A 16,703-nucleotide genomic window follows, 5' to 3' on the forward strand; every position below is an offset into this window, starting at 1 on the left:
ATGTTTAAAATCGGAAGTGACGGATAACATAATATAGCCCTAAAAAAGCTATACCATTATAGTTAACTTTGTAAGTGATAACAACAATATTAACTCATAACGATATAGCTTATGAAACGTGTACAAAGTAACACATTAGATTTCAGTGGTCAAAATATTTATGTAGGAATTGATGTCCACCTGAAGAGTTGGTCGGTTGCAATTTTATCAGAGCATAGTGTTCTGAATCGATTCAGCCAAATTCCGGAACCGGAAGCATTGCACAAGTATCTTGTCAGCAATTATCCGGGCGCCAATTACTTCTCTGTGTATGAAGCCGGATTCTGCGGCTTTTGGATACACGAGAAGTTGATGGATTTAGGAATAACCAACATCGTGGTCAATCCAGCCGACGTTCCGACCATGAGTAAGGAAAAACTTCGTAAGACGGATGCCGTGGATTGTAAGAAGCTGGCTCGTGAATTACGTTCCGGTTCGCTGGTAGGAATATACGTTCCCAAGGCGGATGTCCTGGAAATGCGCTCTTTGATAAGGATGAGAAACCTGATTGTAAAAGACAGCACCCGTGCGAAGAACCGCATCAAGTCATTGCTTCGTTTTCATGGAGTGGATATACCCGAAGAGTTTACCCGATGCTCGATAGGATGTTGGTCAAAACGTTTCCTGACTTGGCTTCATTCTCTCGAACTCTCAACAGAGTATGGCAAGAAGACTTTGGAACTGCACCTGGAGCAGTTCGTGCGTTTGCGTAAGATGCTTCTTCAGGAAACACGTGCCATCCGTGAGATATCACGTAACGCACCTTTTGAGAGGCCGATACGTCTTCTGACTTCTGTTCCCGGAATAGGCGTTACTACAGCTGCTACCCTGATGGTTGAACTTGACGGTATAGTCCGTTTCAGGAATGAGGACCATCTGGCTTCCTTCATCGGTCTGGTACCCATGTGCCATTCGAGCGGTGAGAGTAACGGCACAGGAGATATAACGGTACGTCGCCATTTCATGCTCCGCTGCCTGTTGGTGGAAGCTGCATGGATTGCAATCCGTAAGGATCCTGCAATGACTGTAGCCTATACGGAATACCGTAAACGTATGAATCCCCAGAAGTCAATCATAAAGATTGCCAGACGGCTTGTAAACAGAATATATTATGTACTCAAACATGAAAAGGAATATATACCGTGTGTTGTCAAATGATACAGAATCCTATAAGGTAAAACAACTTTCTTTTGAGGAAAATACTATCATTACTTTGCGGCTTTGAAGTCCGCTTAAAAAAGTTTGTAATCCTCATTAATGGTTTGACTGATAAAGGAACTTGCAGCCCCTTGTGTGGTGTCTGCTGTGGAAAGTTTGTTTTACCATAAGATTATGGTTAGGTTTTCTTAGCCATATCAGACGATATCAGTAATACAAAAAGAGAGGCGTGTAACCGCCTCCCAAAGTAGCATTACTGCGTACCGTTAGGATGCTTATTGCTGGTAGGTTGCTCCTCAGCAGAGCCTACTTCCTCTTAACATCCTGACAAAAAGATATGAAACTAAAGTTAATTATTAATGAATTATCCAACTTTGTTTGGATTTTAAATGGAAAGTAATGTGATGAACAACTCAATAGAATAAAGTGAGTTGTTATAATATAGATGTTAACCCCCTTAATGTAATGAAATTGATCAGAGCTTGTAGTCTCTTTGCCCTCTTTCTGTCTCTTTGGGCATGTGGAACCCGGATGCCGGATGCAAACCCCGTTTCTTATGCGGATTTGGTGAATCCCTTTATCGGTACTGATTTTACAGGAAACACCTATCCGGGTGTTCAAGCACCGTTCGGCATGGTTCAGCTCAGTCCGGACAACGGGCTGCCGGGGTGGGACAGGATTTCCGGGTATTTTTATCCGGACAGCACCATTGCAGGCTTCAGCCATACGCATCTCTCCGGAACCGGAGCAGGCGACCTGTATGATATTTCCTTTATGCCGGTGACTTTGCCTTATCGGGAAGCGGAAGCTCCGTTAGGCATTCATTCCATGTTCTCTCACTCGGAAGAGTCGGCAAGTGCCGGATATTATCAAGTGCGTCTGAAAGATTATAATATCAATGTGGAGTTGACGGCTACGGAGCGTTGCGGCATCCAGCGATATACCTTTCCTGAAGCCGATGCCGCAGTTTTCCTGAACTTGCGGAAAGCCATGAACTGGGACTTTACAAACGATTCGCATGTTGAGGCGGTCGATTCGGTCACTATTCAAGGTTATCGTTTTTCCGACGGTTGGGCTCGTGGTCAGCGCGTCTACTTCCGCACCCGTTTTTCCAAACCTTTTATTTCGATGCAGCTCGACACAGCGGCTGTGTTGAAGGATGGCCGGCGAATCGGGACGTCGGTCGTTGCACGGTTTGATTTCAAAACCAAGGCCGGCGAACAGATACTTGTCAGCACGGCTATTTCCGGAGTAAGCATGGAAGGGGCGGCACGCAATCTGGCAACCGAAGTGCCCGAAGATGATTTCGACAAGTACTTGGGTGCTACCCGCAAAGCTTGGGACAAACACCTCGCCCAAATAGAAATCACCTGTGACGACCCTGATGAGAAAGCCAAGTTCTATACGGCTTTGTATCATTCCATGCTGGCTCCTACTGTTTACTGTGATGTGGATGGAGCTTACTACGGCCCTGACAGGAAAATCCATCAGGCCGTGGGGTGGACCAATTACAGTACTTTTTCTTTGTGGGACACTTACCGTGCGGCACATCCCCTCTATACGTTTATCGCCCCCGAACGGGTGAACGATATGGTGAAATCATTCCTCGCCTTTTATGAGCAGAACGGGCGCCTTCCCGTATGGAACTTCTATGGCAGCGAGACGGATATGATGATAGGCTATCATGCTGCGGCGGTCATTGCCGACGCATATTTGAAAGGTATTGGCGATTTTGACCCTGAGCAGGCTTTGGAGGCGTGTGTCAACACGGCCAACATCGACTCGTATCGTGGCATCGGATTGTATAAGAAACTGGGCTATGTCCCTTACAATCTGACGGATGCTTATAATGCGGAAAACTGGTCGCTCTCTAAAACACTGGAATATGCTTACGATGATTATTGCATTGCCCGTATGGCAGAGAAGTTGGGGCAGAAGCAGACGGCGGACGAGTTTTATAAGCGTGCCGGGAATTATAAGAATGTATATAATCCGCAGACCTCTTTCATGCAGCCGCGCGATGACAAAGGATGGTTCATAGAAGGTTTCTCGCCCGATGATTACACCCCGCATATTTGCGAAAGCAATGGCTGGCAATATTTCTGGTCGGTGCAGCATGATGTCGATGGATTGATAGCCCTTGTAGGAGGTAAAGAACGCTTTGCCCAAAAGCTGGACAGCATGTTCACCTACCACCCTTCTGCCGATGACGAGCTTCCTATTTTCAGTACCGGCATGATTGGGCAATACGTACACGGCAATGAGCCGAGCCATCATGTCATCTATCTGTTCAATGCTGCCGGCCGGCCGTGGAAGACGCAGGAGTATGCAGCCAAGGTGATGCACGAACTCTATAAGAACACGCCGGACGGTTTGTGCGGCAACGAAGATTGCGGTCAGATGTCTGCTTGGTATGTGTTCAGCGCAATGGGTTTTTATCCGGTAGATCCGGTTAGCGGCAGATGCGAAATAGGTACTCCGCTATATCCGGAGATGAAGTTGCATCTGCCCGGCGGAAAGGTGTTTACGGTATTGGCGCCTGCTGTAAGCAAGACCAACTGTTATATCCGCTCTACGAAGTTTAACGGTAAGGTTTATGATAAAACGCATATTACCTACGAACAGATAATGGGCGGCGGCGTTCTTGAATTTGAAATGGGAGATAAGATTTAAACAGACTATTATAATCCGAATGATAATGCCATGAGAAAACTATTCGTTTTGATTTGCTTTGTAAGTTGTGCCTTGAGAGCACATTCCACTGAAGATTTTACCCGATATGTAAATCCGCTTGTGGGCACATTGTCTACTTTCGAGCTGTCCACCGGAAATACCTATCCCGCCATAGCCCGTCCGTGGGGCATGAACTTCTGGACGCCTCAGACTGGCAAGATGGGCGACGGTTGGCAATATGTATATACGGCTCATAAAATCCGAGGCTTCAAGCAGACCCACCAGCCCAGTCCTTGGATCAACGACTATGGGCAATTCTCCATCATGCCGGTAGTGGGCAGGCCGGAGTTTGACGAAGAGAAACGTGCCAGTTGGTTCTCCCATAAGGGGGAGGTTGCCCTTCCACATTATTATAAGGTGTATCTTGCCGAACATGATGTGTTGGCCGAGTTTACACCCACAGAACGTGCTGCCCTGTTTCGCTTCACCTTTCCCGAAAATGAGCACTCTTATATTGTGGTCGATGCCTTTGACAAGGGTTCGTATGTGAAGATACTACCGGAACGGAATAGGATAATCGGCTATACCACCCGCAACAGTGGCGGCGTGCCCACGAACTTCAGAAACTATTTCGTGATAGAGTTCGACAAGCCTTTTACGTATAAAGCATCGGTTGCCAATGGAGCGTTGCACAAAGACGTGGATGAGCAGCAGGCCGCACATACCGGTGCCATTATCGGCTTCAAAACCCGTAAGGGCGAAAAGGTGCATGTGCGCGTGGCTTCCTCCTTTATCAGCCTTGAGCAAGCCGACAGGAATCTGAAGGAACTTGGCAACGATGCTTTCGATACATTGGTACGGAAAGGACAGGATGAGTGGAACAGGGTGTTGGGCAGAATCGTGATAGAAGGAGGCAGCCTCGACCAATACCGTACCTTCTATTCCTGTTTGTATCGCTCCTTGCTTTTCCCGCGTGCATTCTACGAGTACGGCGAGGATGGCAATCCGATTCATTACAGCCCTTACAACGGCGAGGTACTACCGGGGTATATGTACACCGACACAGGCTTTTGGGACACCTTTCGTTCCCTTTTCCCATTCCTGAACCTGATGTATCCCTCGGTGAACAAGAAGATTCAGGAGGGGCTTGTCAATACCTACAAGGAAAGCGGTTTCTTTCCCGAATGGGCCAGTCCCGGACACCGTGATTGTATGATTGGCAATAACTCGGCTTCGGTACTTGCCGATGCTTACCTGAAAGGAGTGAGGGTAGAGGATGTGCAAACGCTTTATGAAGGCTTGATTCATGGAACGGGTCATGTTCATCCCAAGGTCTCTTCTACCGGCCGTTCGGGGTACGAGTATTACAATAAACTGGGCTATGTGCCTTATGACGTGAAGATCAACGAGAATGCAGCCCGCACGCTGGAGTATGCTTACAATGACTGGTGCATCTACCGGATGGCCAAAGCTTTGAATAGGCCTGAGAAAGAACAAAAACTCTTTGCCCGGCGTGCCATGAACTATCGGAATGTGTTCGACGAGGAGAGTAAACTGATGCGGGGACGTAATAAAGACGGACGGTTTCAGTCGCCTTTCTCACCTTTGAAGTGGGGTGATGCTTTTACCGAGGGCAATAGTTGGCACTATTCGTGGTCGGTATTTCACGATCCGCAAGGCCTGATAGAGTTGATGGGCGGCAAAGAATCGTTCGTGCAAATGCTCGACTCGGTTTTTATTGTTCCGCCCTTGTTCGACGAAAGCTATTACGGACAGGTCATCCACGAAATTCGTGAGATGACGGTAATGAATATGGGTAACTATGCCCACGGCAATCAACCCATTCAGCACATGATTTATTTGTATAACTATGCCGGTCAGCCTTGGAAGGCGCAATATTGGTTGCGTCAGGTGATGGACCGCATGTACACTTCAGGCCCTGACGGTTACTGCGGCGATGAGGACAACGGCCAGACCTCGGCTTGGTATGTGTTCTCGGCGTTGGGTTTCTATCCGGTTTGTCCGGGAGCGGACGAATATGTCTTGGGCACTCCTTTGTTTAAGAAAGCCACACTTCATTTCGAAAATGGCAAGTCATTGATTATCGACGCAGCCAATAATACGCCGGATAATCCGTATGTTGAATCGCTTCGGTTCAATGATAGCGACTATACGAAGAATTATTTGAAGCATGAGGATTTATTGAATGGCGGAACGCTGATGTTCAACATGGGTAACCGGCCAAATAAGGATAGGGGCACACAGCCGGAAGATTATCCTTATTCTTTTTCGAACGAATTAAAAGAGTTGAAAAGGAAATAAGGGATAGAGTGGAAGTAAACTTCAAATGGATTTAGAATTAAATTTTGGTATCACAGTGAAACGATTCTTGATATTTCTTGCTTCTCTTGCTATGACAGCAATTGATGCCGTTGCACTACCTTCAGACAGTGTGCGCATCATTCCCCAACCCCGTCACCTGCATGTCAAGGCGGGAAGATATGACGTGTCCCGGCATGTTGCATTCTACTGTAATCTGCCTTCAAAGGAGAAAGATGATTTTGCTCGCTATCTCGAAAACTCTCCTTGGAAACTGAAGAAAGGGGGTAAGAAATCGCCCATTGTTTTTGTGCAAGAAGCGTCTTGTTTGGCAAGTTGTGGTGAAGAAGGGTATCGGCTGACGGTGAACAAGCAAGGTATTAAAGCCGAAGCCGCATCATCTGCCGGATTGTTCTATGCTTTCCAATCGCTGTTGCAACTGGCGCAACCGGACGGAAAGGGAGGCTGGCGTCTGCCTTTGGTGGAAATAGAAGATGCTCCGCGCTTTCCCTACCGTGGATTGCATTTCGACGTTTCCCGTAATTTTCGTACCAAGGAGTTCATTAAGAAACAACTGGATGCTTTGGCACATTATAAAATCAATCGTTTTCATTGGCATTTGACAGATGGAGCGGGCTGGCGTATAGATATAAAAAAGTATCCTGAGCTGACACGGCAGACTGCCTACCGTCCTTTTCCGGACTGGAAAAGCTGGTGGAAAGGCGGAAAGAGTTATTGTGAAAAAGATGCTCCGGGTGCTCAGGGAGGTTTCTATACGCAGGCGGATATCCGCGAGGTGGTGGAATATGCCCGCCGACGGCATATTACGGTCATCCCCGAAATCGAGATGCCGTCGCACTCGGAAGAGGTGCTTGCAGCCTATCCCCGATTGGCTTGCGATGGCAACAGGCAGTCTGGTTCGGAATTGTGTCCGGGTAAAGAAGAAACATATACTTTCCTGACAAATGTATTGACGGAGGTCATGGAGCTTTTCCCGTCAGAATACATTCACATAGGTGGCGATGAGGCGTCTACGGCTCATTGGAAAAAGTGTCCGGATTGTCAGGAACGTATCAGGAAAGAAGGATTGAAAGATGAAAGTGAACTGCAAGGATATTTGATAAGTCGTATCGAAACGTTCTTGAAAGCGCATGGACGTAAGATGATAGGCTGGGATGAAATATTGAGTGGAGAATTGCCCGAAGGAACCGGCGTTACGGTCTGGCGTAACGAAGCGAAAGGTGTTGAGGCTGTGCGCAGGGGACTTTACACAGTGATGTCTCCCGGCAGCCATTGCTATTTCGACTTTTATCAGGATGCGCCTGCCACACAGCCGGAGGCGATAGGCGGCTATACAAGCCTGCAGAAAGTCTATTCTTACAATCCGATTCCCGAAGAACTTGCCGGGGAAGAAACCGTCGGCATATGCGGTGTGCAGGCCAATGTCTGGACTGAATATATACCTACTGCCGACCATGCGGAATACATGATTTATCCCCGTGTATTGGCTTTGTCCGAAGTAGCTTGGACACCGGTCGACCGGAAAGACTGGAAGCGTTTTCGTGAAGTTGCTTTGCGCGAGGTAGATAGGTTGCGGTCTTGCGGCTATCATACGTTCGACCTGAAGAATGAGGTGGGCGAACGCCCCATCGCCTTGACGGTAGACAATCATCTGGCAAAAGGAAAGAGAGTAAAATATGCGTACCCTTACGCCTCGCAATATAAGGCAGGAGGAGATTCGGCTTTGACGGACGGGTTGCACGGCGGATGGACGTATGGAGACTGTCGTTGGCAGGGATTTCTAAACTCGGATGTAGAGGTGACGGTCGACTTGGAGCGGCAGGAGTATATCGGTCAGATAGCTGCGGACTTTATGCAACTGATAGGGCCGTATGTCTGGTTGCCTAAAGAGGTGATACTCTCGGTTTCTGCCGATGGAAAAGTATTTACGGATTTGAAGCGGATAGAAACTGAAATATCGGTGACAGACGAGAAGTTGACATTGCAAACGTATGTCTGGGAGGGAGATTGTAGGGCACGGTATGTACGCCTGCGGGCAAAATCCAACGGTATAGTCGGCAGTTGGATTTTTATGGACGAGTTGGTGGTGGGTGCTTGTACAGCGACCCATGAAGGCGGTGGTTTTGCTAATTAATTAAAAAAGTAAATGATTAATATTAGTAGTCAAGCTGAATAAATTGTATCATTTATGTGTGTAAGAACAATATGTATATCTATAAACTTAAATTAAGCATGAAGAACATGAAAATGATTGCATTGCAGGCTGGTTGCCTCTTGCTGTTGGGCATGGCGGTATGCAATTGTACCTCCACTGCTTCGGAAGAAGATTATGCCTCTTACGTAAATCCTTTCATCGGTACGGGCGGACATGGACATACCTATCCCGGTGCGGTAGTTCCCAATGGAATGATTCAACCCGGTCCCGATACACGTATTTACCAGTGGGATGCCTGTTCGGGTTACTATTATGAGGATTCCACCATCAACGGTTTCTCGCACACGCACCTCAGCGGTACGGGATGCGGTGATTACGGCGACGTGTTGCTGATGCCTACCGTAGGCCGTCAGGAGTATCATGCCATGGGCGAAAAGAGCCAGCAGATGGCTTATGCTTCTGCTTTCTCTCACGAGAACGAGAAAGCCGAACCGGGATACTATTCCGTATTTCTTGACCGTTATGGCGTGCAGGCCGAATTGACAGCCACCAAGCGTGCGGCCATCCACCGTTATACGTTCCCCGAATCGGAAGAATCCGGTTTTATCTTGGATTTGGATTACAGCCTTCAGCGTCAGAAAAATGAAGAGATGGAATTGGAAGTGGTCAGTGATACCGAGATCCGCGGGCGTAAGAAGACCGTTTATTGGGCTTTCGACCAATACATCAACTTCTATGCCAAGTTCTCCAAACCGTTTACTTATACCATGGTGACGGATTCCATGGCGCTGGATGAGGGCGGTCCTCTTCTGCCTACTGCTAAGGTGTTGTTGAAGTTCCGAACGAAAAAAGCCGAGCAGATATTGGTGAAAGTAGGAGTCTCGGCTGTCGATATGGATGGCGCACGCAAGAATGTAGAAGCTGAATTGCCGGAATGGGATTTTGACGGTGTACGCCGTTCGGCACGCCAAGCATGGAATGACTACCTTTCCAAGATAGACATTGAAACGGCCGATAAGGACCAACGAACCATCTTCTATACGGCACTCTATCATACCGGCATGCACCCCAATTTGTTTACGGATGCCGACGGCCGCTATCTGGGTATGGACTTGAAAGCGCATCAGGGCAGTGTGGAACAGCCCGTTTACACCATCTTCTCTTTGTGGGACACATTCCGTGCCTACCATCCGTTGATGACAATTATAGACCCCGATTTGAATCAGGCTTTTATCCGTTCGCTGATACAGAAGGAACGCGAGGGCGGTGTTTTCCCCATGTGGGAGCTGGCCGGCAATTATACGGGTACGATGATTGGTTATCATGCGGCTTCCCTCATTGCCGATGCCTATATGAAAGGCTATCGTGACTTCGATGTGCAGGCGGCATATCGCGGTTGCTTGCGTACCGCCGAACATGACACGGCCGGTATCAAATGTCCGCCTTTGGTGTTGCCGCATCTGATGCCGCAAGCCAAATACTGGAAGAACAAGATTGGCTATGTGCCTTGCGACAAAGACAATGAGGCGGTGGCCAAAGCGTTGGAATACGCGTATGATGATTGGTGCATCTCCCTATTAGCTCGTGAACTGGGCGACACGGTGAACCTGCGGAAATATGCCGATTTCAGTAAGGGATATGTGAAGTATTTCGATCCTTCCACCCGTTTTATGCGTGGGCTGGACAGTAAAGGCAATTGGCGTACGCCGTTCAATCCCCGTTCCTCCAATCACCGCAACGACGACTATTGCGAAGGTACTGCTTGGCAGTGGACTTGGTTTGTGCCTCACGATGTGGAAGGACTGGTAGAACTGATGGGAGGCCGTGAAGCTTTCATCGGCAAGCTGGATTCCTTGTTCGTGGCAGATTCTTCCTTGGAAGGTGAACTGGTGTCTGCCGATATCTCCGGTTTGATTGGGCAGTATGCTCACGGCAATGAGCCGAGCCACCACATCACTCATTTCTACAACTACGTGGGGCAACCTTGGCGCACGCAGGAATTGGTGGACGAAGTGTTGCAGACGCTTTATTTCAATAACCCGAACGGCCTTTCCGGCAATGAAGACTGCGGGCAGATGTCGGCGTGGTATGTGCTGAATGCCATGGGATTCTATCAGGTATGTCCCGGCCGTCCGGTCTATTCCATCGGCCGCCCGCTCTTTGACAAGGCTACGGTGAACCTGAAAGACGGGAAGAAGTTTACGGTGAAAACCACCGGCAACAGCCGCACGAACAAGTACGTACAGAAAATGTTGCTGAACGGAAAGGAACTTGTCCAACCGTTCTTTATACATCAGGATATAATAGACGGAGGTACTCTGGAGTTGGTAATGGGCGATAAGCCTGTAAGAATGAATAACAGATAACACGTGAAATAGGTATGAATCACAATAATTCTCGAAACCCGATATCTTGGGTACCTTCCGTCTATTTCGCCATGGGACTGCCTTTCATTGCAGTGAACCTGGTTTCTACGTTCATGTTCAAGGATTTGGGCATATCCGATACGCAGATTGCTTTCTGGACATCGGTCATCATGATGCCTTGGACGTTGAAGTTTCTTTGGAGTCCTTTTCTGGAGATGTATCGGACAAAGAAGTTCTTCGTTATCGTCACTCAGTTGCTGAGCGGACTCTTGTTCGGCCTTGTAGCTTTCTCTTTGAAGTTCGATTATTTCTTTGCCGTCAGCATTTCCACGATGGCGGTCATAGCCATCAGCGGCGCCACGCACGATATTGCTTGCGACGGTGTGTACATGGCCGAGCTTTCGCCTGCCGACCAAGCCAGGTACATCGGTGTGCAGGGGGCTTTTTATAACATCGCCAAGCTGGTGGCCAATGGCGGTTTGGTGGCATTGGCAGGCATGCTGGCCGAGAGCTTCGGGGCTGTGGAAGGCAGGTCGGTGCAGGAGAATATGCCGGCCTATAAAGAAGCATGGATGATAATCTTCATCGTTATTGCCGTGCTGCTGGTGGTGCTCGGACTGTATCACTCCAAAATGCTGCCTTGCACGCAGGTGAGCGAACACACCAAGCGTTCGGGTGCCGCAGTGATGCGCGAACTGTGGGAGGTGATAAAGAACTTCTTCACGAAGCGCCACATTATCTATTACATCTGTTTCATCATCCTTTATCGTTTTGCCGAGGGTTTTGTGATGAAGATAGCCCCGCTGTTTCTGCGCGCCTCGCGCGAGGTCGGTGGATTGGGACTTTCACTAACCGAAATCGGCACACTCAATGGCGTACTCGGTTCGGGTGCTTTTGTGCTGGGTTCTTTGCTGGCAGGTATCTATGTGTCTAAGCGCGGCTTGAAGAAGACGCTGTTCTCTCTTTGCATCGTGTTCAACTTCCCGTTCATGGCCTATACGCTGCTGGCTATCTATCAGCCGGAGAATCTTTACGTGATAGGCGCAGGCATCGTGGCGGAATACTTCGGCTACGGTTTCGGCTTTGTGGGGCTGACGTTGTTCATGATGCAGCAGATTGCTCCGGGCAAACATCAGATGTCCCACTACGCTTTTGCGTCGGGCATCATGAATCTGGGTGTTATGCTTCCGGGCATGATGAGCGGCTTTTTCAGCGATCTGCTTGGATATGAGAAGTTTTTTATCTATGTGTTGCTGGCGGCCATTCCGTCGTTGCTGATAACGTACTTCATCCCGTTCACGCATGATGATTCGAAAACCTGATTTGAAGAAGGGGTATCGTCCTTTCGGGCAAGATACCTTGCAATATGATTAATCTTAATTACTAACTTAACCAATAAACAGTTGATATGAACAGCAAGTTTACCATGCCGTGGGAAGACCGTCCGGCAGGATGCACGGACGTCATGTGGCGTTACTCCCAAAATCCCGTTATCGGACGTTATCAAATCCCCTCGTCCAACAGTATTTTCAACAGTGCCGTAGTACCTTTCGGCGATGGCTTTGCCGGTGTGTTCCGTTGCGACAACAAGGCGGTGCAGATGAACATCTTTGCCGGGTTCAGTAAAGACGGCATCCATTGGGAAATCAATCACGAGCCTATCCGTTTCAAGGCCGGAAACACGGACATGATAGAGTCGGAGTATAAGTACGACCCGCGTGTGACATGGATTGAAGACCGTTATTGGATTACGTGGTGTAACGGTTATCACGGACCCACTATCGGCATCGGCTATACCTTCGATTTCAAGGAATTCTTCCAGTGCGAAAACGCTTTCCTGCCTTTCAACCGCAACGGAGTACTGCTTCCGCAGAAAGTGGGCGGACGCTATGCCATGCTGAGCCGTCCGAGCGACAATGGCCATACGCCTTTCGGCGATATCTACATCAGTTATAGTCCGGACATGAAATACTGGGGTGAACATCGGTGTGTGATGAAGGTTACTCCTTTCCCTGAGAGCGCATGGCAATGTACGAAGATAGGGGCAGGTTCCGTGCCGTTCCTTACGGACGAAGGCTGGCTGATGTTCTATCACGGTGTGATTACCACTTGCAACGGCTTCCGCTACTCCATGGGAGCGGCCATTCTCGACAAGGAGAACCCGGCGAAGGTGCTGTATCGCACGCGCGAGTATCTGCTTGCACCGGCCGCCCCCTATGAATTGCAAGGCGATGTGCCCAATGTGGTGTTCCCTTGTGCAGCCTTGCAAGACGGCAAACGAGTGGCGGTGTATTACGGCGCAGCCGACACGGTGGTGGGAATGGCCTTCGGATATATCTCTGAAATTGTAGAGTTCACGAAGCGTACAAGTATCTGATTCTTGCAGCCATGAAACGACTGATTTCCTTTTGCATCTTCTCTCTCGGCCTGCTTGCGGCAGCATCGGCGACGGACAAACGCCCTGCCGACTATGTCAATCCGTTTATCGGCACTACCAACTTCGGAACCACCAATCCCGGTGCCGTCTGTCCCAACGGAATGATGTCCGTAGTGCCTTTCAATGTGATGGGGTCGGAAGACAACAAATACGACAAGGACGCCCGTTGGTGGTCTACTCCCTACGAATATCACAACTGCTTCTTTACCGGATATTCGCATGTCAACCTCAGCGGAGTAGGATGCCCTGATTTAGGTTCATTGCTGCTGATGCCTACTACTGGTGAGCTTTCTGTAGACTACAGAGAATATGGCAGTCGCTATACAGATGAGCAGGCCTCTCCCGGATACTACAGCAATTTCCTGACTCGCTATCGGGTGAAGACCGAGGTCACTGCAACGTCGCGCACCGGTGTGGCTCGCTTTACTTTCCCGGCAGGGCAGAGTCATGTGTTACTGAATTTGGGCGAAGGACTAACCAACGAAACCGGTGCTTTTCTGCGCAGGATAAGCGACTGTGAGTTCGAAGGCATGAAGGTGCTGGGCACATTCTGTTACAACCCGCAGGCTGTGTTTCCCATCTATTTCGTGATGCGCGTCAACAAGCAGCCGATGGCTTCGGGCTACTGGAAAAAGCAGCGCCCCATGACCGGAGTAGAAGCCGAGTGGGATGCCGATAATGGCCGTTACAAACTCTATACCCATTATGGCAGGGAACTGGCGGGTGATGATATCGGCGCATATCTTACGTTCGATACCGGAGAAGGCGAACAGATTGAAGTGCAGATGGGCGTTTCGTTCGTCAGCATGGAGAATGCCCGTCTCAATCTGGAGACCGAGCAGAAAGGCAAAGACTTCGGACAAATACAGGACGAAGCCCGTCGCCGCTGGAACGATGACCTGTCACGCATTCTGGTGGAAGGAGGTACGGACGAGCAGAAGACCGTATTCTATACAGCACTCTACCATACGTTGATGCACCCTAACATCTTACAGGATGTCAACGGACAATATCCGGCCATGGAAAGCGATAAGGTAGTCACCACGCAAGGCGACCGCTATACCGTCTTCTCTTTATGGGACACGTATCGCAACGTACACCAGCTTCTCACTTTGGTGTATCCCGAACGGCAGTTGCAGATGGTGCGCTCTATGCTCGATATGTATCGGGAGCACGGGTGGCTGCCCAAATGGGAACTGTATGGCCGCGAGACGCTGACCATGGAGGGAGACCCTTCCATTCCCGTCATCGTGGATACTTGGCTGAAAGGCCTGCGCGACTTTGATATCGAATCGGCCTACGAAGCCATGCGCAAGGGAGCCGTCACGCCGGGAGCGGAAAACCTGTTGCGTCCGGACAACGACGATTATATGTCTTTGGGGTACGTTCCGCTGCGCGGACAATACGACAACTCCGTGTCGCATGCGCTGGAGTATTACATTGCCGACAATGCCCTTGCACGCATAGCCACCGCGCTTGGCAAGGAGGCGACAGCACGTGGAGAAAAAGAGAAGGCACATCTGTATCAAGCCGATGCCCGCTTGTTCCACGAGCGTTCGTTGGGCTACAAACACTATTACAGCAAGCAGTCAGGCACATTCCGCCCCATCTTGCCGGACGGTGAGTTTTATGCTCCTTTCGACCCGAAGCAAGGCGAGAACTTCGAGCCCAATCCCGGTTTCCACGAAGGGTGCGCTTGGAACTACACGTTCTATGTGCCCCACGATGTCAAAGGGCTGGCACGGCTCATGGGAGGAAAGAAGTCGTTTGTCGACAAGCTGCAACGTGTGTTCGATGAGGGGCTTTATGACCCAGCCAATGAGCCTGACATCGCCTACGCCCACCTTTTCTCCTACTTCAAGGGCGAAGAGTGGCGCACGCAGAAGGAGTTGCATCGCTTGCTTCAGAAGCATTTCAAGAATGCTCCCGACGGCATTCCCGGCAACGACGATACAGGCACGATGTCTGCTTGGGCTGTTTTCAATATGATGGGCTTCTATCCCGACTGTCCCGGCGAGCCGGCTTATACGCTTTCAACGCCGATATTCGATAAGGTGACCATCCGGCTCGACCCGAAGTTCTGGGGGCGTGACCGCTTGGTGATAGAAACGGAGCGTCCCTCGGAAACGTCTCTTTACGTCCGTGAAATGAAGCTGGGCGGCAAGAAGCTGCTGCGCTATCGCATCTCTCACGAAGAATTGGTGCAGGGAGGGCACTTGCGTTTCAAGCTTCGATAGGAACGGAAAAGCATACCGATATAATATCCACACATCATGGTTGCCCGTCGTTTATGTGACTCACATCAACGACGGGTTTCTTTTTTATTCAAGGCCTACCCCGTATTTTTGCCTGCTAATCACATAAATCATAATACAGATGTTAGGATTCCTATTCAAATTCAAGAGAGCAGGCATTGCAAAGGAGAGCAGTACAAAGAAGTCAAGAGCAAGTAAAGAGCGGAGCGCCGTCCCCACGCTTTCGGGTTTCACCGGTGCGGCATCCCGTGGCGTGAGCCGCTCCACGGCCGACAACTACCGCACGGCCGTGCGCTCTTTCGTCCGCTTCAACTCCGGCAGGGACCTGCCGCTATCCGCGCTGGATGCCGACACCGTGCGTGCATACGAGCGTTGGCTGCGCGGGCAGGGCGTATGCCCCAACACCTCCTCGTGCTACCTGCGCTCCCTGCGCGCCATCTACAACAAGGCGGCGGCAAAGCGGCTCGTGAAGGACAGGGCGCCGTTCACGGGCGTGTTCACGGGCAACGAGCGCACCGTGAAGCGTAGCATCGGGGCGGAGGAGATGCGCAGGCTGATTCTTTCCACTTTCAGCCCTCCCTGCGGGGGAGGCTCCGGGAAAGAGGCCGTACCGGCTCCGGGGGCTTCGGCCCTCGACCTCTTCCTCTTCTCTTTCTACGCCATGGGCATGCCCTTCACGGACCTGGCGCACTTGAGGAAGCGGCAGGTAAAGGACGGGGTGCTGACCTACCAACGCCGCAAAACTGGCCGGCAGGTCAGGGTGACGCTGGAGCCCTGCATGCTCCATATACTTGCCAAGTACAAGGCGGAGGGCACTGACTATCTCTTCCCCATATTATATAAGGTGAAGGACGGACGGATATGCCCCGTCTCCTATCCCTGCGCCCTGAACCGCTACAACCGCTCGTTGAAGCAGCTGGCCCGGCAGGCCGGGATTGCAGTGAACCTCACCTCCTACGTGGCGCGCCACTCCTGGGCGAGCATCGCCTACGAACAAGGCGTCGACCTGCCCGTCATCTCCAAGGCGCTGGGACATACCGATACCAAGACCACGCTCATATATATCGAAGGGATAAAAGACGAACGGCTGGCGGAGGCCAACCGTGAACTGCTGAACAGGCTTTCCGATGCCACCTCTTGCTAAGAGGTGTACCAATCTTTGTAAGCGCCTGCAAATTAACGTCTTTTATTCCATACAAGCAAGCTTTTTGACAGAAACTTGTATATTCTTTCACACGGGTACCCATATCCGAGTATCCCCATACCCTTTTCCATTCCCC

Annotated in this window: 9 protein-coding genes; all 9 read left to right on the plus strand. The window is 50.1% G+C overall.

Annotation, left to right across the window (positions count from 1 at the left end; genetic code table 11):
* Positions 1 to 111: 111 nt before the first annotated feature.
* The 9 genes from C3V43_RS05320 to C3V43_RS05360 all read left to right on the plus strand — a co-directional run bounded on the left by C3V43_RS05320 (position 112) and on the right by C3V43_RS05360 (position 16,567).
* The gene (locus C3V43_RS05320) at positions 112 to 1,197 is read left to right on the plus strand and encodes an IS110 family RNA-guided transposase (protein ID WP_106068911.1); all 1,086 of its coding nucleotides are present in this window, start codon (positions 112 to 114) and stop codon (positions 1,195 to 1,197) included.
* A gap of 465 nt (positions 1,198 to 1,662) precedes the next feature.
* Positions 1,663 to 3,870 (plus strand): GH92 family glycosyl hydrolase, encoded by a 2,208-nt coding sequence (locus tag C3V43_RS05325; protein ID WP_106068912.1) that lies wholly within the window; start codon positions 1,663 to 1,665, stop codon positions 3,868 to 3,870.
* 30 nt (positions 3,871 to 3,900) lie between these two features.
* Positions 3,901 to 6,192, plus strand: coding sequence for a GH92 family glycosyl hydrolase (locus tag C3V43_RS05330; RefSeq protein ID WP_106068913.1), 2,292 nt, complete (start codon positions 3,901 to 3,903; stop codon positions 6,190 to 6,192).
* A 25-nt stretch (positions 6,193 to 6,217) separates the two neighbouring features.
* Positions 6,218 to 8,344: a glycoside hydrolase family 20 protein gene (locus tag C3V43_RS05335; RefSeq protein ID WP_235655885.1), complete on the plus strand. Its 2,127-nt coding sequence runs from the start codon at positions 6,218 to 6,220 to the stop codon at positions 8,342 to 8,344.
* A gap of 98 nt (positions 8,345 to 8,442) precedes the next feature.
* Complete coding sequence (locus C3V43_RS05340; protein ID WP_174704382.1) at positions 8,443 to 10,731, plus strand: GH92 family glycosyl hydrolase; 2,289 nt, start codon at positions 8,443 to 8,445, stop codon at positions 10,729 to 10,731.
* Between the two features lie 14 nt (positions 10,732 to 10,745).
* Positions 10,746 to 12,053: an MFS transporter gene (locus C3V43_RS05345; RefSeq protein ID WP_106068915.1), complete on the plus strand. Its 1,308-nt coding sequence runs from the start codon at positions 10,746 to 10,748 to the stop codon at positions 12,051 to 12,053.
* 86 nt (positions 12,054 to 12,139) lie between these two features.
* Positions 12,140 to 13,108: a glycoside hydrolase family 130 protein gene (locus C3V43_RS05350; RefSeq protein ID WP_106068916.1), complete on the plus strand. Its 969-nt coding sequence runs from the start codon at positions 12,140 to 12,142 to the stop codon at positions 13,106 to 13,108.
* A gap of 11 nt (positions 13,109 to 13,119) precedes the next feature.
* Positions 13,120 to 15,405, plus strand: a complete 2,286-nt coding sequence (locus C3V43_RS05355) for a GH92 family glycosyl hydrolase (protein WP_106068917.1) — start codon at positions 13,120 to 13,122, stop codon at positions 15,403 to 15,405.
* Between the two features lie 139 nt (positions 15,406 to 15,544).
* Positions 15,545 to 16,567, plus strand: a complete 1,023-nt coding sequence (locus C3V43_RS05360) for a tyrosine-type recombinase/integrase (RefSeq protein WP_106068918.1) — start codon at positions 15,545 to 15,547, stop codon at positions 16,565 to 16,567.
* The last annotated feature ends 136 nt before the right edge of the window (positions 16,568 to 16,703 follow it).

This window comes from Prevotella heparinolytica, assembly GCF_002998535.1.
Lineage (GTDB): Bacteria > Bacteroidota > Bacteroidia > Bacteroidales > Bacteroidaceae > Bacteroides > Bacteroides heparinolyticus.